The sequence below is a fragment of the Vibrio sp. YT-18 genome, from assembly GCF_033337345.1.
Lineage (GTDB): Bacteria > Pseudomonadota > Gammaproteobacteria > Enterobacterales > Vibrionaceae > Vibrio > Vibrio alginolyticus.
The window spans coordinates 1-20,263 of record NZ_JAWOQO010000004.1 but is presented as its reverse complement, the minus strand read 5'-3'; the positions used below and the strand labels follow the sequence as shown (position 1 = coordinate 20,263).

Genomic DNA, 20,263 nt, shown 5'->3' with positions numbered 1-20,263 from the left:
GAAGAACAAAACTACAAACGGAGATAAACACATGTGTGGAATCGTAGGTGCAGTAGCACAACGAGATGTTGCAGAAATTTTGGTTGAAGGTCTACGCCGCTTAGAGTACCGCGGTTACGACTCTGCTGGCGTTGCGGTTGTTGATGGCGAATCAAACCTAACGCGCGTTCGTCGCTTGGGTAAAGTACAAGAATTGGCTGATGCAGTAGAAGAAGCAAAAGTGATCGGCGGAACTGGTATTGCGCACACTCGTTGGGCGACGCACGGTGAACCTTCTGAAATCAATGCTCACCCACACATGTCTGGTGATATCGCAGTGGTCCATAACGGCATCATCGAAAACCATGAAGAGCTGCGTGAGCTGCTTCAATCTCGTGGCTACGTGTTTGAATCGCAAACGGATACAGAAGTTATCGCACACATGGTTGAGTGGGAACTTCGTACTTCAGAAACGCTATTAGAAGCGGTACAAAAAACAGCAAAACAACTTGAAGGCGCATACGGCACGGTAGCGTTGGATCGCAAAGATCCATCTCGCATCGTAGTAGCACGTTCAGGCAGCCCGATCGTGATCGGTTTTGGTGTAGGTGAAAACTTCCTAGCGTCTGACCAACTTGCATTACTTAACGTTACGCGCCGTTTCATGTACCTAGAAGAAGGGGACGTAGCAGAAATTACTCGCCGTGAAGTCACTGTGTTTGATGCAACGGGTGAGCCAGTTGAGCGTGAAATTGTTGAATCTAATGCAGAGCATGATGCAGGTGATAAAGGCCAATACCGTCACTTCATGCAAAAAGAAATCTATGAGCAACCTAAAGCGTTGATCAACACAATGGAAGGTCGTATCACGTCAGATTCTGTTGTGACAGACGCGATCGGTGTGCACGCGGCAGACATTCTAAGCAAAGTAGAACACGTACAAATCGTGGCGTGTGGTACGTCTTACAACGCAGGTATGACGGCACGTTACTGGTTTGAAGACATTGCAGGCGTTAGCTGTGATGTAGAAATTGCGTCTGAATTCCGTTACCGCAAGTTTGTGACTCGTCCAAACAGCCTTCTTATTACGTTGTCTCAGTCTGGTGAAACTGCAGATACGTTAGCAGCACTTCGCCTAGCAAAAGAGAAAGGTTACATGGCGGCGATGACCATTTGTAACGTAGCAGGCTCTTCTCTGGTTCGTGAATCAGATTTTGCGTTCATGACTCGCGCTGGTGTTGAAATCGGTGTGGCTTCAACCAAAGCGTTCACGACTCAGCTTTCTGCACTACTTATGCTGGTAACAGCACTGGGTAAAGAGCAAGGTCGCATCAGCAAAGAGAAAGAAAAAGAGATTGTTGAAGCGCTACACGCACTTCCTAAGCAAATCAACGCGGCACTTTCTTTCGAGAAAGAAATTGAAGCACTTGCAACGGATTTTGCAGACAAGCACCACACATTGTTCCTAGGCCGTGGCGAGTTCTACCCAATCGCGATGGAAGCGTCTCTAAAACTGAAAGAGATCTCGTACATCCACGCAGAAGCGTACGCGGCGGGTGAACTGAAACACGGTCCTCTGGCTCTAATTGATGCTGACATGCCTGTTGTTGTGGTTGCACCAAGCAACGACCTACTTGAAAAGCTAAAATCAAACGTTGAAGAAGTGCGTGCGCGTGGCGGCCTTCTATACGTATTCGCAGATGCAGACGCAGGCTTCGAAGGCGATGAGACAATGAAGATCATCACTATGCCTCACGTTAGTGAAATCACGGCGGCGATCTACTACACCATCCCAATGCAGTTGCTGTCTTACTACGTAGCACTGATCAAAGGTACGGACGTAGACCAACCACGTAACCTAGCGAAAGCGGTAACGGTTGAGTAATTACGCTTAACAGCAAAAATCCTGAGCGGCACATGCGAGAGTATGTGCCGCTTTTTTATTTAAACCCATTTTAAGGTTTGTGAGTTATTGACCCAACTGGTGAGCGGTTAGAATTGCAGAGTAGACATTTTCTGCCGTCACTGGGAATGGCATATTGTGGATGGTTTCTCCCTCGGCCGTTGAGGCTTCGGCGACCTCGCGCAACTTAGCGTGGTTAAGCTCTTTAACGCCCATATCAAATAAGTTGGTTGGTAGACCTACAGAGCGGCAGAATGCAAGAACCGTATTAATCTCTTCCATCGCTGCGTTTTCTAGTACCAGCTGAACTAGTGTGCCGAACGCGACTTTCTCACCATGATAGAGATGATGACACTCTTCAAGCTTAGTTAGGCCGTTATGAATAGCGTGAGCACCCGCTAGACCACTGCTTTCAAAACCGATACCGCTAAGGTATGTATTGGCTTCAATAATGTTTTCTACCGCTTTGGTGCTCACACCATTTTCTACTGCAGCTTTTGCTTTTACACCATCTTCAAGCAAGGTTTCATAGCAAAGTTTCGCAAGCGCTTGTGCTGAACGCGTCGCTAACCCACCAGCCATTGTTGCCTTACCAGAAGTCATGTTGGCACGAGCTTCAAAGTAGGTGGAAAGCGCGTCGCCCATCCCCGATACAAGTAAGCGAACAGGGGCTTTGGCGATGACTGACGTATCCATGATGACCATGTCTGGGTTTTTAGGGATCATCAAATATTCTGCAAATTCACCTTCAGGTGTGTATATCACCGCAAGCGCTGAGGTTGGCGCATCAGTCGAGGCAATCGTAGGAACCACCACGACAGGAATTTTTGTGTAAAACGCAACAGCCTTTACTGTATCTAACGTTTTACCACCACCAATACCGACAATGACATCGTGTTTCTGAGTGGCACAAATGTCCGTGATGCGTTCAATCTCAACGCGTGAACATTCGCCACCAAAAATGTTCATAGTGAGTGGAAGCTTTTCGTCAGCAAAACTTTGTTTGACGTCATCGCCAACCAGGTTAGTCACGAACTCATCGGCAATTACTAACGGACGTTCACCCAATGTTTTCACATAGTGAGCGATAGATGTAAGTACTTGTTCACCTTGGACGTATTTGCTTGGGCTGATAATAATTTTGTCCATAATTCAAACCTTTAACCTTTTTTATGTGTGTTTTGGACTGCAATGAATATCCATTGTAGGGATAAGGTTTATATTAGGTTTGGTGTGGTAAGTGGTGAAGGATATCTCTGGTTTTGTTCCATGCTTTTATGACCTCTGTGTCAAACCGACTGTCAGAAGTAATAAGCATCAGCATGCTTTATGGCGACGATCACTATTCAGGAAAATTTGTCGTTTTTCGTTTCATATTGAAACAATAATGCCGAAGTTTTTGTTTCAATATGAAACAGATTGATTTTTTTTGAGCACGCTTTTTCTCTGTTTAAGATGAATTCATACCCTACATAAAAATATAAATGGAATGAGATAGAACGATGAAAAAGTTAATTAACCAAGTTGATGATGTTGTATTGCAGCAAATGGAAGGTCTGGCATTGTCCCGCCCTGAGCTAAAAGCGAACTACGAACCTCGTTACATGTGGCATGAGGAAACTCCGGGGCAAGTGGCACTGGTTTCTGGTGGTGGCTGTGGTCATGAACCTTTGCACGCAGGTTTTATTGGTAAAGGCATGCTGACAGGCGCCTGCCCAGGAGAGGTATTTACTTCACCTACGCCCGATCAAATGTACGAATGTGGCAACCAAGTGAATACCGGTGAGGGCGTGCTGTTTATCATTAAAAACTACACCGGTGATGTGTTGAACTTTGAAACGGCTGTGGAGCTGCTTCATACCGATGGTATCAAAGTTGGGTCGGTGTTGGTGGATGACGATGTTGCAGTCAAAGACAGCCTATACACCGCTGGTCGCCGTGGCGTTGCTGGAACGGTATTGGTTGAAAAGTTAGTTGGGGCTGCCGCGAACAAAGGTTATTCGTTGGAGCAATGTGAAGCGCTGGCTCGTCGCGTGAATAATCACTGTCGTTCATTTGGCGTGGCGCTTAATGCTTGTGTTGTACCAGCGGCGGGTAAACCATCTTTTGTTCTGGAAGATGATGAAGTTGAGTTTGGTGTTGGTATCCATGGTGAACCAGGTATCAAGCGAGTTAAATACACCGACGTCGATACGTTAGTGGATGAAATGTTTGCTGAAGTTGCTGAAAACACGCCTTATCAGCGCACATTGCGTATTTGGAATCGTGACGAAGGTGAATGGGATGAAGTGGAATCCAGCATTGAGCCTTTCGCCGCTGAACACGACTACATTGTGATGGTGAATGGTATGGGCGGAACGCCAATTTCTGAGCTTTACGGAGTGTACCGCCGTCTTGCCCATAACTGCGAGCAAGCGGGGTTCCGTATCGTGCGTAATATGGTTGGTAACTTCTGTACGTCACTCGATATGGAAGGCGTTTCAATTACGTTGCTGAAAGCAGATAAAGAGATGTTGGAGCTGTTTGATGCTCCTGTCGATACGGCTGCAATCAAGTGGTAACAGGGGGGAGCAAACATGCAAATCGAAAAACAACATATCGTTCACTGGTTAGAGTTATGTGCGAAAACGTATCAAGAGAATCAAGATTTTCTGACCGACCTTGATCGTGATATTGGTGACGCAGACCATGGTCTCAATATGAACCGAGGCTTTAAAAAAGTTGCTGAAAAACTGCCGCAATTTGCGGACCAAAATATCGGCAGCATTCTCAAGAATACGGGCATGACCTTGCTTTCTAGTGTCGGTGGGGCAAGTGGCCCGCTGTATGGCACGCTGTTTATTCGCACGGCTGCCGCTGTCGGAACTCGAGAGCAATTAACGTTTGAAGAGTTAGTGGATGCACTAAAAAGCGGTGTGGATGGCGTGGTGTCTCGTGGTAAAGCAGAACTGGGTGATAAAACCATGTGTGATGTTTGGTTACCCGTTTTAGTTAGCGTGAAGGCGTCGTTAGAAAATGGCATGAACGCCGATCACTTACTGAATGAAATGGTTGAGCTAGCAGAAACGAACGCGGTTGCCACGATTGAAATGTTGGCGAAAAAAGGGCGAGCAAGCTATTTAGGTGAACGTAGTATTGGCCACCAAGACCCCGGTGCAACCTCTTCTTTGTTAATGATTAAAGCACTACAGCAGGCAATAGCAGGTAATTAAGATGGTGGGAATTGTAGTTGTATCTCATAGTCGTCGACTTGCAGAAGGGGTGGCAGAACTTGCCACCCAAATGACGCAAGGCAAAGCCAAGCTTGCGATTGCTGCTGGGATTGATGATCCAGAGAACCCGATCGGAACCGATGCCATTGCAGTGATGGAAGCGATTGAGCAGGTACAAGATCAACAAGGGGTTGTTGTGTTGATGGATCTTGGCAGCGCGTTGCTTAGCACGGAAATGGCTCTGGATCTGATTGATGATCATGTGAGGGAAAATGTCACCCTTATCTCGGCACCTATTGTTGAAGGAACCATGGCGGCGTCGGTGGCTGCCGCCGCCGGACTACCTTTATCGACGGTAGTCGAAGAGGCACAGAATGCGTTAAGCGTAAAACAAGAGCACCTTGGTGATCAGCCACTAACGTCCGCTGAGATAGCGCCAGTATCAGAGAACTTTGAGCAAGAACGGACATTTGATTGGGTAGTGCAAAATCCGCATGGATTACATGCTCGTCCCGCTGCGGCCATTGTTGGTGCACTCGCGCCTTTTGACTGCCAATTATGGTTGAAAAAAGGCGAGCGCCGTGTGAACGCGAAAAGCTTAAACAGCATTGCGAAACTTGGCGTTCGTAGCCAAGAGACGATCACGCTGTGCGCACTCGGCTCTCAATCCAGTGAAGCAATCAAGGCATTTGAAGCCTTAGCTAGTGAGCACTTCGGAGAAAAAGAGGCGGTTGAGCAAGGCATTGTCGAACCTGAAGAAAGCTCGGATACTCTGCTCGATGGCATGGCCTCAAGTCAGATTGAAGGTGCTGTTGTTGGTATTCGAGTTAATGACGGTATCGCTACTGCTCCTGCTGTCCTTTTTACTCATGAAATGCCAGCTGTGCCTGAACGTGATTTCCAAAGTGAACAAGATGAAATTGAACGGGTTAAGCGTGCGATAGGCGTGGTTGTTCAACATTTGCAGGAGCAAGCGAAGCAGCCGAAAGGGGAAATATTTGCTGCTCATAGCATGATGCTCAGTGACCCAGAATTATGGGCATCGGTCGAGTCGCGAATTCAAACGGGCATGATAGCCGAGCAAGCTTGGGTAGAATCACTGCAAAGGTTGGCCGAAGAGTTTCGCCAGGCAGAAAGTCAGTACATGCGGGAACGCGAAGCTGATGTGCATGATATCGCACGCCAAGTTATGGTTGAAATGACAGGCGTAACGCCTAATGCCATCGACATTCAGGAACCGAGTATTTTGTTGGCCCGCGACCTGATGCCTTCTGATGTGGCCGGGCTTGATAAATCGAAAGTGCTTGGTATCTGTTTGAGTGAAGGAGGAAAAACCTCTCACAGTGCGATTCTTGCCCGTGCGATGGGTATTCCTGCCATCGTTAAAGCTCAGGGCTGCCTTGATGCTGTGCGTGCTGGTCAAGTGGTGACTATTGATGGCTTCCGAGGGCATTTATGGTTCTCTCCTTCAGATGCCGTACAGCAGGAATTAGAAGCGCAACAAATTGAGTGGCAAAGCACCCGACAAAGTGCACTAGCGAGTGCTCAGCAAGCCGCAGTCACCTGTGATGGTGTCCATATTCCAGTATTCGCCAATATTGGTGGACCGAAAGATATTGATGATGCACTAACATCAGGAGCTGAGGGCGTTGGTCTATTTCGGACTGAGTTTCTATTTCAAAACAGTGATGAGTTGCCAACTGAGGAAGCGCAATACCAAGTGTATCGTGATATTGCCGCCGCACTTGGTGATAAGCCACTTACGATTCGTAGTCTAGATGTTGGCGGTGATAAGCCTTTAGCCGCTTATCCTATGCCAGCGGAAGATAATCCATTTTTAGGTTTGAGAGGGGTGCGGTTGTGCCTTCAACATGAGTCATTGTTTACCGCTCAACTTCGAGCCATTCTGAGAGCCTTTCACGAGCAACCGAATATTCAATTGATGATACCGATGGTGGCTCAGGTTGAAGAAGTGAGAAAAGTAAAAGTGCTGTTGGCGCATCAAGCAAACCAACTCGGCTTGGATGCGACTCATTTGCCCGTTGGTATTATGATTGAGGTGCCAGCCGCGGTATTAAATGCTGATGCGTTAGCCCAAGAAGTCGACTTTTTCTCTATCGGCACCAATGATTTGACTCAATATGTTATGGCCGCCGATCGAGGTAACGCCGCTGTTGCTGAATTGGTGAACTACTTTGAACCATCGGTACTAAAAGCCATTGAGCTCACGTGTGCAGCAGGCGATCGCGCGGGCATACCGGTTAGTATGTGTGGTGAGATGGCTGGCGATCCAAATGCCACAGAAACATTGCTCCGCGTGGGGTTGCGAAAATTCAGCGCCAGTTCGAGCATGCTACCGGGACTAAAAGCGCAGATTCGTCAGTTGTCTGTCGATGTTTAATCGATACCTTATCGTTAGTACACCTGTACCGGCGTGCTTACGCCGGTTTTACTTTTGTTATAGGAACGCCAATTCACGACTTAATACAGCTTCATTTGCTCCTGCAGCCCAAACTTATTAATTTTTCTCCATAAGGTCGTGCGGCCAATTTGCAATGCTTTCGCCATATCATGCATTTTGCCATCACACTGATTCCAAGCCTGAACAATCGCTCTTCTCTCGGCTTCTTCTAACGTGATTACTGGCGTATTTTCTGCGGTATGGCGAGAATTCAGTTTAATGTCTTCAGGAATATCGTTCAGCTTGATTAAGTTGGAACTGCGGTTAAGCAAAATTCGCTCAGTTCGATTTCTTAATTCAGAGTTGTTGCCTGACCAACGAAAATTCATCAACGCTTCCAGTGCGACTGGCTCTATCGAGATAGTCACATTGTGGCGGCGTTCGTAATGGCTGATAAGCTGCTGGACGAGAAATTCAATGTCTTCTTTACGCTTTCGTAGTGGTGGAATATGCAGCTCGTTCGAGGAGATTTCATAATAAAGTTGCCGACCAAATGAGCGCTGAGTGACATACTCGCTGATCTCTGAAGAGGTGCTGGTGATAAGTTGAAAGTCTACGGGGATCAATCGCAAACTGTCGCTGCGGCTGACGAGCCCAGTTTTTAACAACTTAAGTAGCACGGCTTGTAAATCGGGCGACAGATATTCCACCTTTTCTAAAAAGAGCGTACCGCCATGGGCGAGCTCAAACTTTGAAGGCATGCCTTGCCCCTCGTCGTATCCCAGGGTTTCTTTGACCAGTTGCTCTGTATTGATGGAGCGACAGTTGAGCGTAATGAATGGCCCTTCTTTGTAGGTGCTTTCGTTATGAATCGCCATGGCGAGAGTGGCTTTTCCTACGCCTTCTTCACCTGTAATTAGAATTGGTGATTTGGACTTTATGGCCCGTTTTGCAACGGTAATGACATGCTTCATTTTTCGTGAAATGACAGGCAAAGTGCTGAACGTATAGCGCGCACTGCCACCTATTTGTTGTTGAGCAAGTTCGCGAATTTTATCGATAGGGTGCAAGAACAATAAGTGTGTGCCGTCTTTGAGTGGACGCAAGGTGATGATCGCTTCAACAAACTCGCCACGAACCTCTACCGTTGTGAGTTTGCGGTTTATGCTCGCACCTGACTCAATACTAGTAAGGACATTCGGTGGGAAGCGCAAAACAGAAAAGACTTCTTTATCCAAGACCTGACTGGCTTCAATGTTTAACAAACGCTCGGACTGGTGATTTACCATTGTTATACGGCTTTCTTCATCCCAGGCCAGAAGGCCGTCATCCATGCACTCTAACGTTGCGTTATGCGCACAAGTGAGGCGGTTCATGTTTTCTTGTTCCGACTGAATGTGGATTTGCAAGCTGACTTCTTTCGCGCTCGACGCGATGATGACTAAGTCTTCTTTCTTATAGCTCTCTGCTTTTTTGAGAAGGCATGTTGTGCCGCGTAACTTGCCAAACTGGTCGAAAACAGGCGCCGCTACAGAGGCATAAGGATGTAAGTGGCGATTGAAATGTTCTGCTGCGAAAACTTCACACGGGATATGAGTACTAATACAGAGATTGACTGCATTTGTGCCTATCTTTCCTTCGGAGAGAAAACAGCCTTGTTTTATGCCGAGCGCTTGCATCTCTTGTCGCATTGAGTCATGTCCCACAACAGATAGAATGCAGCCGTTGCCATCGGTTACCATCAATACCAGGTCTTCGTCACCAAGCATATCGTACGTATCTTCAAGTACGGTCGTGGCGCATTCGATGAGATGTTCGTTGCGCTTCATTAGAGATGAGAAGGTAAATCCAGAGGCAATATGTGGTTTTGACCAGGTGTAAGGGCTGCATTGCTTTATGCAACGCTCCCACGACTCGAGGACGGGAGTGCGGGAAAATTCTGGAGATACCCAGTGGTGTTTCTGGAAAAACTCCCACTTAGTTTTAGTGTCTTCGATTGAAAGCATGCGATACCGTTTCAATACTAGCGATAGATTGGTCTGATGTTACAGAGACATCGGAATATGGACTGTGATGGCTTTCACGCACGTTGTATAGAAGAATGTGCAAAAAGAGGGGCGAGTTGAGGAGGCTTCCGTGCCAGTTTTTCGATTAAAAAGGGCTGTCTTTGCCGAGCTCATTGCAAATCTCGACAATGGCAAGTGAGAGCCCTGACTTTATGATTTGTTGTTGACGTTGCAGTTGTAGCTGATAAAACTCAAGGTCGATGTCGTCATCTGGTTCGCTGACTTCCAGTTGCACCATGCCCATTTTCTTCACCAAGTGCAGTTTCTTAATTGGTTCTAGAATATTCGGGTCAGTGAATTCGTAATCTGAAGCGTCACTATTGAGTTGGTTTTTGAGTTTGATGATGTCTTCGATGTCGTGGTAAATGTCATCGGGGAGCACTCCCAAGCCAAACAATAACTTCAAACGAACAGACAGATCGCCCAGCGGTCCAGAGTCTTGTAGCAGCGGACCGACAACCGATTGAACAGCGAAGTTATCTTTACGAAAGATTCTTTGCACTAACCCGTCGATCGAATCGTTAAAAACGTCGACTGCTGCAATGAAAAAGCCTCGTACCGATGGGGCGCTGTTTAATCGCTCAATGATCTCGGTTTCGTTGATGTTATCTGCCATATACTGAATACATTTCTAATTATTAGCTATCCCAACTCTTCAAGCAGAGAAGGACATAGAAGGGGAGCCAAGCTCCCCTAGGTAAATCAAAGTTGGTTGTAAAGTGTCTCGATTTGAGCCACTTCATCACTGTCTTCTGCAAGACCTGTGTATGTCGCTAGCGTCTTCTTCACACCCACTTCTTTTAATGAGTTTTGTAGCTCTACGGCTTGTGGGTCAGTGTCGTTAGTGTACTTCAACGCAGCGGCAATGCCTTTCAAAAGTGTTTGATTTTCAGTGCCATACTCAATTGTACCGAGTAAAGGCTTCACTAATCTATCGTTTGCACCCAATTTTCTAATTGGTTGACGACCTACGCGATCCACCTCATCCACTAAGTATGGGTTGGCAAAGCGTCCTAAAATCTTCTCGATGTAGGCGTTGTGCATGTCACGGTCGAAGCCGTAACGTTTGATCAGCACTTCACCACTCTCTTGCATCGCCTGTTTTACTTCAGCGTGAATGCTTGGGTCTTCAATTGCTTCACGAATGGTGCGATGGCCTTTCAAGCAACCTAGGTAAGCGGTAATGCAGTGACCAGTATTGAGAGTGAACAGCTTGCGTTCTACGAATGCCATTAGGTTGTTGGTTCTTTCCATGCCAGCTATGTCAGGGATTTCGCCCTTGAATTGCTGCTCATCCACAATCCATTCGCTAAAACTCTCTACAGTGACTTCTAGTGGGTCATCGTTCGCCGCTTCTGCTGGTGGTACGATACGGTCTACCGCTGAATCGACAAAGCCAACCAACTCGTCTGCTTTCGCGTGCAATGATTCATCCAAGTGTTTGTACACTTCACCTTTTAGGTGTGTGGTGCCACGAACCATGTTTTCACACGCTATGATGTTCAATGGTTTATCGTTACCTGCTGCAAAGCGTTTAGCAATGCCGGTAGCGATGGTTTTTGCAATGATGTCCAGTACGTTAGGGCCAACCGCTGTTGTTACCAAGTCGGTTTTTACAATGCGGTCGATGACATCTTCACTGGCTGAGTTTACCGCGGTGACGTGAGTTACTGTGTCGATTTGGCACTCAGTACCGACCACTTTTACTTTGTATTCTTGCTTGTGACTCAGTTGGTCGACGAGTGGAGCGTCAACGTCTGCAAATGTGACCTCGACTTCTGCATCTGCTAAGAGTTTTCCGATGAAGCCACGACCAATGTTACCTGCGCCAAAATGAACTGCGTTTTTCATAATTCTTACCTACCAATGTCTAAAATGTTGACTTACGAAACTAGGGGGAGGCCAACCGCATAGGGGGTGACAGCTGACCTCATTTGCCTCAGGAGCAAATTAAAGGGGTAATTAAGCCGCTTGTTGACCGCCAAGGATGTTTAGAATCTCTTCCACATCGTTGGTGCTGGTTAGCTTCTCAATTGCCTCCGGCTCATCGAGCGCGTTCGTAATGGTGGTAATCACCTGGATGTGCTCATCGTTCTTAGCGGCAATGCCGATAACCAGTTTCGCTACATCATCGTCGTCTTCAGTAAATTGGATACCCGATGGGTATTGGCAGATTACAATGCCGGTTTTCTTCACGCGGTCTTTCGCTTCTACCGTGCCGTGAGGCACTGCGATAGATTCGCCTAGGTAAGTTGGAACCAATGCTTCACGCTCAAACATCGCGTCTACGTATTCTGGTTCTGCGTAGCCAAGTTCGACCAACTTGTTGCCCGCGAAGCGAATCGCTTCTTCTTTGTTGGCAGCTTTCAAACCTAGGTGAATGTTTTCACGCTGGATTTGGAACACCGACGTTTGCTGTGGCTCGAAGTTGTCGTCGTTTGCTGCCACGAGCGAAACTTTTACCATTTGGTCGTCATTGGCTGCGGATTGGTTTTGCGCTGCTAGTAGTTTGGTGACTAGCTGGTTGTACATCTCGCTGTTTAGGAAGTTAGTCAATGAAATATGGTGTGCGTTTGGAGCATGCTTACGTGCACGATCCGTTAAGTCTTTATGAGTAATCACGATATCTGCACTCTCTGGTAAGCTGTTAATGGCAAGGTTGGTTACGTGGATGTTCAGACCTGCGTCTTGAATCTTTTTGCGTAGCATGCTCGCGCCCATTGCACTCGAGCCCATGCCCGCATCACAAGCGACAATGATGCTTTGTACTGTCGCTAGGTCTACGTCACCTTTGCTTTGGCTGTTTACCACCGCATCGTTTTTAGATGCAGATTTCATGTCTTTCATTTGTGATGTTGCTTTTTCTAGTGCTGCTTCATCACCGTCTTCTTCTGTGGACGTTTGTGTCTTCATTAGTAGTGCTGCTACCGCGAATGACACACCTGTTGCTGCTGCGATAGACGCTAGAACACCAACGATTGAGCCTTTCTGAGTCATCAACAAGATTGCAAAGATTGAACCTGGTGATGCTGGAGAAACGATACCTGCGTTAAAGATAGTTAGAACGAATACGCCAGTCATACCGCCTGCGATAGCCGCAAGGATTAGGCGAGGGTTCATTAGGATGTATGGGAAGTAAATCTCGTGGATACCGCCGAAGAAGTGGATGATTGATGCACCACCTGCAGTTTGACGAGCCGTACCTTTACCAAACACCATGTAAGCTAGCAGGATACCTAGACCAGGACCTGGGTTTGCTTCGATTAGGAAGAAGATCGATTGACCTGTCTCAGACGCTTGTTGGATACCCAGTGGAGAGAAGATACCGTGGTTGATCGCGTTATTTAGGAAAAGGATCTTCGCAGGTTCAACGAAGATTGAAGTCAGTGGTAGTAGGTGAGCAGAAACTAGGAAGTTAACGCCGGCCGCCAAGCCACCAGAAAGAATTTTTACGAATGGACCGATAAAGATGAAAGCAAGGATCGCACATAGCATGCCGATGATGCCCGCAGAGAAGTTGTTAACCAACATCTCGAAGCCACTTTTTACTTTACCATCGATGTAGTTATCGAATTTCTTGATAGCCCAGCCGCCCATTGGGCCGACCATCATTGCCCCCATAAACATTGGGATGTCTGTGCCGACAATCACACCCATTGTTGTGATTGCACCGACTACCGCACCACGATCGCCACCAACTAATTTACCACCGGTGTAACCGATAAGTAGTGGCAGCAAGTAGGTAATCATTGGGCCAACCATAGAGGCTAACGTTTCGTTTGGTAGCCATCCAGTTGGGATAAATAGAGCAGTGATAAAGCCCCACGCGATAAACGCGCCGATGTTTGGCATTACCATGTTTGACAGAAAACGACCAAAATTTTGTATCTTGATCTTGGCATCTGGTGATATCATAACAATTCCCCGTTCGATGTTCTGATGAATCTTGTTGTAGTAAACGGTTCGCCAAAACCGTTTGTTTGATTGCTTAGTACCCAATCAATTTACCACACATTTTCCAATTGGAACTGACAACGGGTTTTTCGTGATCTATGCCCGCATTTCTTAGGCTGAGAAACGGTTTTTAAGTGACCAAGTTCAACTTATTAACTTGTAACTTAATAACAAAAAGCAACTTTCAAACCTGTCAATAAAAATCTTAGTGATCAATCCGATCTTCTGACAAATTTAAAATCAAAATACTTTGTGACTTTGATCACTTTTGATTTTTTTTGAAATTCGAATTAAATGCTTGTGATGATCAATGTCACGTTTTGTGTTGAGTTGTGGTGGATTCAAAGTGTGACTTGGATCTGTTTTTGTTTTTTGTGAAAGTTTGTGACGGAATTGGTGAGATAAATGCTATCTAGATCTTTCGATAGATTGTATCTGTAAGAGTCTTTTCGGCGCACTTCACGGAGCACGCCTAATTAGTTGGTGAAAGGGTAAATAAAGTGAGTCGCCACACGGTTCTTCTTGTGATTCCCAACTCTCTACTTAATCACTGTTCTTAATCATCGTTGCTATTAGTATGATAGACGAGGTAGTCATGAGCTTGCTCGCGTCCCATATACCTTGCCAACGTCTTTTCTTGAACATCGCGCAAATCCACCATAATCAATCCATCTAGAGCGTTATTGAATGCAGGGTCGACGTTGAAGCATACCAGCTTGCCATTGAGGCTTAAGTACTGACGTAGCAAAACGGGCACTCCTTTCCCTTCATCGATTCTGGCAATGACACGTGACAATAGCTGTAAATCACCCAGAGCAGTGAGCATGCTGGTGTTCCAGTCACGGTGGTGCTCAGGAAGTGGGTTAGAAGGTGTGACGTACTCTGCGCAATTGTTGTCGTAGTGGTGCAGTGTCATTGATTGAGCCAGTAATTGACGTGCAGTATCGCTATAATCGTTGCTAATGCTTACCGGACCAAATAGGTGAGTGTAATCTGGGTTTTGATGAACGAACGTTGCGATGCCTTTCCACAGTAGCAGTAGCGCGCTCATGCTCTTTTGATATTGCTGTGCAATCACAGAGCGCCCCATCTCAATGGATTTACCCATTTGGTCGATAAAGCGTTGGTCATAGTTAAACAACGTTCGTGAATACAGACCTGCTACGCCGCGCTTTTCAATCAGTTGATCAACCAGACCTAAACGATACGCGCCCACCAAGCATTGGTTCTCTCTGTCCCACACAAACAGATGCAGGTAATCATGATCGAAATGGTCAATGTCTATTGCTAGTCCAGTCCCTTCGCCAACTTGTCGGAAATTGAGCTCACGTAGGCGACCAATTTCATGCAGTAGGGAAGGGATACTCTGCGACTCCGTGCAGTAAACATCGAACTCACCACTTGTTAGCAGCTTGGACTCTTTTGGTAAGTTGTTCAGCTCTTCAAGCAATTCGCCTACGGGTAACCCTGCCGCTATTGGAGAGAGCAGTTCTGATGAAGAAGAAGGCTTAACTGATTGGGTTTCACGATTGAGCAAGTAAGTGTTGAGCCGCAAATAGTTCACCACTTGATCATCGTTAAGTGTGTTGAGCTCTTTGAATTTAATCGCTTGGCCAAAAGACAAGTTGATGGTTTGTGCATGTTTGTTCAGTAGCTCCCGCCCGAGCATTAGGGTACGCAAAAGTGGATGGATTTTCCCTGCCATATAGAAGCGTTTCGAGTTCTGACCACTGATGAATACTGGAACTGTCGTTGCTTTGTTTTTGCGGATCAGGCTACTTACGCTTCGACTCCACGCTTTGTCTTCCAAGCGTTGCTGTTTGGCATCGACTAACTGGGAAACCTCACCGGCAGGAAAGACAAGCAATAAGCCGCCACTTGCGAGGTGTTTATTAGCCGCTCTGAGGGCCTTCATATTTGATTTGACGGCGTCTTTGCCTTCAAACACATCGACACCAATAAAGAGCTGATCTAACTCCGGCACGGTTTTCAGGTATTGATTGGCTAGGATTTGGATATCGTCTCTGACCATCAACAGTAATTCAGCCAAGATCACGCCTTCCACACAACCAAGCGGATGGTTCGCCACAATGACGGTAGCACCTTGTTTGGGAACTGAATCGAGTGAACCATGAGCAATACGATAGTCGATACCTAAGACATCCAGCGTGAAGCGGAGAAAAGTTTTGGTATCGGCATTAACGGGGCGTTGGGCGTAGAACTTATCAAGTTGGTTTAAACCGGTTGCCCATTCAGCAACGTTTTCACCAATGCCAAACGGCGTTTTACGTGGGAGACGAAAAGGGGTCGAACTATCCATATTTACCTCAGCGTACAAGTTGCTGATTGGATAGTAGAAATTACAGATGACAATTCAGAGGCAAAAGCATGAGCCTTTAGTGACAAACCAATGAAGCTTTATTGACTAAAGAAAACGGTATATCACTGTGCTATGAATCAAAACTCGCGTTATGTCTCCCTCTTAAAACAAGAGATAGGCTATCTTATCTAGAACAAAGATTAAGCTAAGTTGATATTTATCAGGGGGAAATAATGGAACGAGTTTCCAATAAAGCAGCACTTTGGATTGGGCTAAGTTTGATACTTGGTCTTGGCATACTTGGCTATTTTATGCAGCAGACGGCGGTGAAATACCGAGCCTATGAAAGAGTCGTGACAGTAAAAGGTTTGTCGGAGCGTGAGTATCCTGCTGATACGGTGATTTGGCCGATTCAATTTACTCTAGCGAGTAATGATATGGGAGCCATGTTTGATGAAATTGACCAGCAAACCCGTTTGATTTTGGACTTTCTAAGTGCCAAAGGGCTTCCTGAAACCAGCGTTTCCCTTTCTTCCCCAGCGGTCATTGACAGAAAAGCACAGCAATATGGGAGCGAGCAAGACATTGAGTATCGTTATTTGGCCTCGCGAACCGTTACGGTTTATAGCCAGAGTGTTGATGTTGTTCGAGCGGCAATCAATGAAATAGGTGAGCTAGGAAAGCAAGGCGTTTTGCTTAACCAAGATCCTTATGCAAATCGTGTTGAGTACAGCTTTACTAAGCTGAATGATGTGAAGCCAGACATGATCGAAGAAGCGACTAAGAATGCGCGTGAAGTGGCTGAGAAATTTGCGAAAGACTCACAGAGTTCACTGGGTAAGATCAAACGTGCAACTCAAGGGCAGTTCTCGATTTATGACCGAGACAGCAACACGCCTTACATTAAGAAAGTACGAGTGGTATCGACGGTTCAATATTACTTATCTGATTAAAGTTGCGCTCATATAGTCAATAGTTGGTCGTTCCATCACCTTCTATTTGTAGAGGTATCTATGCTCTGTGATAGGGAAATCAGTCTTCGCTGACGCTATATACAAGTACTTTTTTATAAAACTAAGTTCTTAACAGTGATGAGGTGAGTTTGATAATAATCAAGCTCACTTGTTTCTTATGAGCGTAAGTTAGTATGACTTATTGCTAGAAGGAATTAGTATCATGGCATACAAGCACTTTGTTAGAGAACTACTGGGTTTAGCGATTGTTGTCTCTGTCGTCTTTGGCGTATTAGGCGTGATGTTAGAGCTCTTCGCACTGACGGCACTTTGGGAGCATCAGCAAACGATAGCCGATGTTTTTTTCCATGAATCTCTCTACTTCATCGTATTTTTAATCCCACCATACTTCCTCTGGAAGTTGATTAACCGCCCTGAATTGGTTTCTGCTGATCAAGCTTATTTGGCAATGAAGTTAGAGGCTGAAAGTCGACAATGAGTCGATTTAGTGAGTAATGAAAAGAAGAGGCTATGAGAAAACATTAGCCTCTTTTCTATCTGATTCGTGGGGCAAAGTATTCGCTGCTTTATTGATTAAAAAGCTGCTTCGATTGTGCCTTTGAAAGTGCGATCGAGATAATCACGAATCGCTTGAGATTGATAAATAGAAACGAACTTTTTATACGCTTCATTATTTTTGTCTGCGTCACGAGTGGCGATGACCATGACTGCTAATGGGGCGTCTTTTGCTTCAAGATAGATACTTTGTTTCTTCGGATCTAAACCAGAAGACATTACGTAGTTCATTGTAATCGCAGCCGCGTCCACATCATCTAATGTTCTTGGTAGCTGAGCGGCATCTACCTCGACAAATTCAAATGATTTTGCGTTTTTTGTGATATCAGTTAGGGCGGCTTTATGGCCAACACCCTGTTTCAGCTCAATTAAACCTGCATCGGCGAGTAGCAACAGACCACGACCACCGTTGGTAGGGTCATTTGGAAGCGCTATACGTGCATTGTTTGGAAGCTCTTGCAGTGAGCGATACTTATTGGAATAAAGCCCCATACGCATAAGAATGGACTGACCAATTGATACTAATTGGGCGTTATGGCTACTGTTGAAGTTGTCTAAAAATGGCTGGTGCTGATAGCTATTAATATCGATGCTACCATCGCTAAGAGCGGCATTAGGTGTCACGTAGTCAGAAAACTCAATGACTTCGACATTCAAACCTTGCTTCGCTGCCTCCTTCGCTACCGCCTCGACTACTTGTGCATGTGGCCCAACTGTCGCGCCCACTTTAATGACAGAGTCATCTTTTTCTCCACAAGCGCTTAAGCCGACTACTGCCGTGAGAATCAAAGCTAGTTTCTTTAAGTGACCAATACTTTTCATTGTAGCTCCATTTTTTGTTTTAGACGTCCATACGTTTGTATGTCCATCCTATCAGAAGTTGTCTGAGGGTCAATGGTTTAAATCACGAGCGGACATTTTGTTTCATTGCTACATATAGAAAGCCAGATAATAGTTAAAGAAAAGGGGAAGAGGAAAAGCTATTACGAGGTTAATGACGAGTTACCGCAACCGAAATTGTACCCAAAGATATAAGATACAAAAAAAGCGTAGTAGGTATTAACCTGCTACGCCTTTCGGAATATGGTGGCCCCTCGCAGACTTGAACTGCGGACCAATCGATTATGAGTCGTGATAATATTTGTTTTATCAAATTCCATGTTATCTCAAATTGTATTTAAATTATTGATAATTAGTGGATTGTTTAGCTTGCCTTATCTTGTGATATCTCACAAACTGTCATTAAGAGACCTCCTAACTACACCCACAACTACACCCAATTTAACTCTGGGTGTAGTTGCGCAACAAAGGAACTGTTATGGCAATTACGCAAAAAGAAATTGTGGGTTTAAAGCCTAAAAGTAATGCGTATTACGTTTGGGATGATGACCGAACTAAAGGCGCTGGACGTCTTGGAGTGAAAGTGTTTGCTAGTGGAAATAAAGGGTTTGTCTTTCGCTACTACCGCGAGGGTAAACGTCTCTTTATTCAGTTAGGGCGATTTCCGGCGCTCAGTCTTGTTGATGCGCGGAAGGAGGCGCATAAACTGGGCTTAATGTTAAAGCAGGGACTCGATCCTAAATTTGAATTAGCCAACGCAGAGAAAAAGCGTGAAGTAGCTCGAAGAGAGGAGGAGAGCAAGGGAAGCTTAGAGTTGCTGTTTCAAAGTTATGTAAACCAAATGAAAAAAGAGGGGAAGCGGACTTATCAAAACGTTTATCGGTCACTGGAGAAAGAGGTTTATCCATTTATCTCCAAAGAAACAAAGGCTTGTGATGTGACGACGTCTAATATCGTTACGATATTAGCTCACATGATACAACGTGGTGCCGCTACACAAAGCAATCGAGTCAGAAGCTACCTTCATGCCGCATTTAATTATGGCCTTTCACATGACAATGATCCTGCGAATTACTTGAGAGACGCTAAGTTTGGTCTCGTCTTTAATCCAGTATCTTCTATACCAAAACAAAAAGATGCAGAACGAGTAGGGGAGCGCTATCTAACGTTCACGGAATTACATCAGTTTATGCATGATATTGAGTTTGATATAGAAGGAGTTCGATCCTCAGAAATGATGCGATGCCTTATTCTTCTTTGTATTCATACTGGTGGACAAAGACCTTATGAGATTGCAGCATCAAAATGGACGGCAATCAATTGGGATGAACGAACGTTACTTGTCACTCCGGACCTTTCGAAAAACAAGCGTAGCCACTTGGTCCCTTTAACTGAATCAGCGATGTCTATCTTAGAGAGGCTCAGAGAAAGCAACTCAGCTAGTCCATTTATTTTCCCGCATCATAAAGATGACAATGACCACGTTCGCTTAGATTCATTGAGCCAAGTCATTGCTCGTTATAGAGATGATCACCCGCAATTTGAGTATTTTATCCCTAGGGATTTACGTCGAACCTGTAAAACATTGATGGGAGAGATTGGGGTAAGTAAGGCATTGAGAGACAGGCTACAAAACCATGCTCTAAACGACGTTAGCTCAAAACATTACGATAGATACGAATATTTGGCTGAGAAGCGTTATGCTTTGGAGTTATGGGAAAGCAAGTTATCTAGAGCAGAGGAAACAGATTCAAACGTGGTTAGTCTTTGGTGAAGTGGGATTGATGTTCGCACTGCGAACGCTGCATTATTTTGTTTCTTTTTATTGATGTATCGTAGAGTTGTAAATAACGTCTTACGATTTCATGCTCAATTGATTCTCACTCGATTATGTCCAGAACTTTCACAGTTGGCACTCCGTAACTCAGAAGTGCCCCAAAATTCGTTAGGTCAAATACCCTATAAAGTTAAAGAGCCTGCGTTTTACCCTACAAAAAGTCATTTAGTAGAATGAAACTTTCACGATTTGGGCCTTTTATATGTATGTTTTGCTTGTCAA

General features: G+C 45.5%; 14 protein-coding genes. 7 read left to right on the top strand and 7 right to left on the bottom strand.

Annotated features, from left to right (window positions below):
- Window positions 1–31 precede the first annotated feature (31 nt).
- Window positions 32–1,864, top strand: coding sequence for a glutamine--fructose-6-phosphate transaminase (isomerizing) (glmS, locus tag R7M72_RS06865; protein WP_005379702.1), 1,833 nt, complete (start codon window positions 32–34; stop codon window positions 1,862–1,864).
- An 84-nt stretch (window positions 1,865–1,948) separates the two neighbouring features.
- Here glmS and R7M72_RS06860 read toward each other — a convergent pair whose 3' ends face one another.
- Window positions 1,949–3,031: a glycerol dehydrogenase gene (locus tag R7M72_RS06860; RefSeq protein ID WP_258657549.1), complete on the bottom strand. Its 1,083-nt coding sequence runs from the start codon at window positions 3,029–3,031 to the stop codon at window positions 1,949–1,951.
- A gap of 353 nt (window positions 3,032–3,384) precedes the next feature.
- Between R7M72_RS06860 and dhaK the strand changes: the two genes are divergently transcribed.
- The 3 genes from dhaK to ptsP are packed head-to-tail and all read left to right on the top strand — an operon-like array spanning window position 3,385 to window position 7,495.
- A complete protein-coding gene (gene dhaK, locus R7M72_RS06855; protein ID WP_025768377.1) occupies window positions 3,385–4,443 on the top strand; it encodes a dihydroxyacetone kinase subunit DhaK in 1,059 nt (352 codons plus the stop codon).
- Window positions 4,444–4,458: 15 nt separating this feature from the next.
- Complete coding sequence (gene dhaL, locus R7M72_RS06850) at window positions 4,459–5,094, top strand: dihydroxyacetone kinase subunit DhaL (protein ID WP_170890667.1); 636 nt, start codon at window positions 4,459–4,461, stop codon at window positions 5,092–5,094.
- Between the two features lies 1 nt (window position 5,095).
- On the top strand, window positions 5,096–7,495 hold the full coding sequence (gene ptsP, locus R7M72_RS06845) for a phosphoenolpyruvate--protein phosphotransferase (protein WP_258657546.1): 2,400 nt from the start codon (window positions 5,096–5,098) through the stop codon (window positions 7,493–7,495).
- A gap of 80 nt (window positions 7,496–7,575) precedes the next feature.
- Here the strand turns inward: ptsP and dhaR are convergent, their stop codons facing one another.
- The 5 genes from dhaR to R7M72_RS06820 form a co-directional block, all read right to left on the bottom strand.
- Entirely contained in the window at window positions 7,576–9,501 is a 1,926-nt protein-coding gene (gene dhaR, locus R7M72_RS06840; protein WP_136976970.1) for a dihydroxyacetone kinase operon transcriptional regulator DhaR, read from the bottom strand.
- A 145-nt stretch (window positions 9,502–9,646) separates the two neighbouring features.
- On the bottom strand, window positions 9,647–10,177 hold the full coding sequence (locus R7M72_RS06835) for an MltR family transcriptional regulator (protein WP_005379708.1): 531 nt from the start codon (window positions 10,175–10,177) through the stop codon (window positions 9,647–9,649).
- A gap of 86 nt (window positions 10,178–10,263) precedes the next feature.
- Window positions 10,264–11,412, bottom strand: coding sequence for a mannitol-1-phosphate 5-dehydrogenase (locus R7M72_RS06830; RefSeq protein WP_005379709.1), 1,149 nt, complete (start codon window positions 11,410–11,412; stop codon window positions 10,264–10,266).
- Window positions 11,413–11,523: 111 nt separating this feature from the next.
- Window positions 11,524–13,476: a PTS mannitol transporter subunit IICBA gene (locus R7M72_RS06825; protein ID WP_064377416.1), complete on the bottom strand. Its 1,953-nt coding sequence runs from the start codon at window positions 13,474–13,476 to the stop codon at window positions 11,524–11,526.
- Window positions 13,477–14,071: 595 nt separating this feature from the next.
- Entirely contained in the window at window positions 14,072–15,835 is a 1,764-nt protein-coding gene (locus R7M72_RS06820; protein WP_315956841.1) for a lysophospholipid acyltransferase family protein, read from the bottom strand.
- 233 nt (window positions 15,836–16,068) lie between these two features.
- On the opposite strand from R7M72_RS06820, the gene R7M72_RS06815 reads away from it, so the two are divergent.
- Together R7M72_RS06815 and R7M72_RS06810 are read left to right on the top strand one after the other, a co-directional pair.
- The gene (locus R7M72_RS06815) at window positions 16,069–16,788 is read left to right on the top strand and encodes an SIMPL domain-containing protein (protein WP_005379714.1); all 720 of its coding nucleotides are present in this window, start codon (window positions 16,069–16,071) and stop codon (window positions 16,786–16,788) included.
- A gap of 223 nt (window positions 16,789–17,011) precedes the next feature.
- A complete protein-coding gene (locus R7M72_RS06810) occupies window positions 17,012–17,287 on the top strand; it encodes a hypothetical protein (RefSeq protein WP_005379716.1) in 276 nt (91 codons plus the stop codon).
- Window positions 17,288–17,382: 95 nt separating this feature from the next.
- Here R7M72_RS06810 and R7M72_RS06805 read toward each other — a convergent pair whose 3' ends face one another.
- Window positions 17,383–18,186 carry a MetQ/NlpA family ABC transporter substrate-binding protein gene (locus tag R7M72_RS06805; RefSeq protein ID WP_017633488.1) on the bottom strand — a complete coding sequence of 268 codons (804 nt, stop codon included), beginning with the start codon at window positions 18,184–18,186 and terminating at the stop codon, window positions 17,383–17,385.
- 496 nt (window positions 18,187–18,682) lie between these two features.
- On the opposite strand from R7M72_RS06805, the gene R7M72_RS06800 reads away from it, so the two are divergent.
- Complete coding sequence (locus R7M72_RS06800; protein WP_017633489.1) at window positions 18,683–19,978, top strand: tyrosine-type recombinase/integrase; 1,296 nt, start codon at window positions 18,683–18,685, stop codon at window positions 19,976–19,978.
- The last annotated feature ends 285 nt before the right edge of the window (window positions 19,979–20,263 follow it).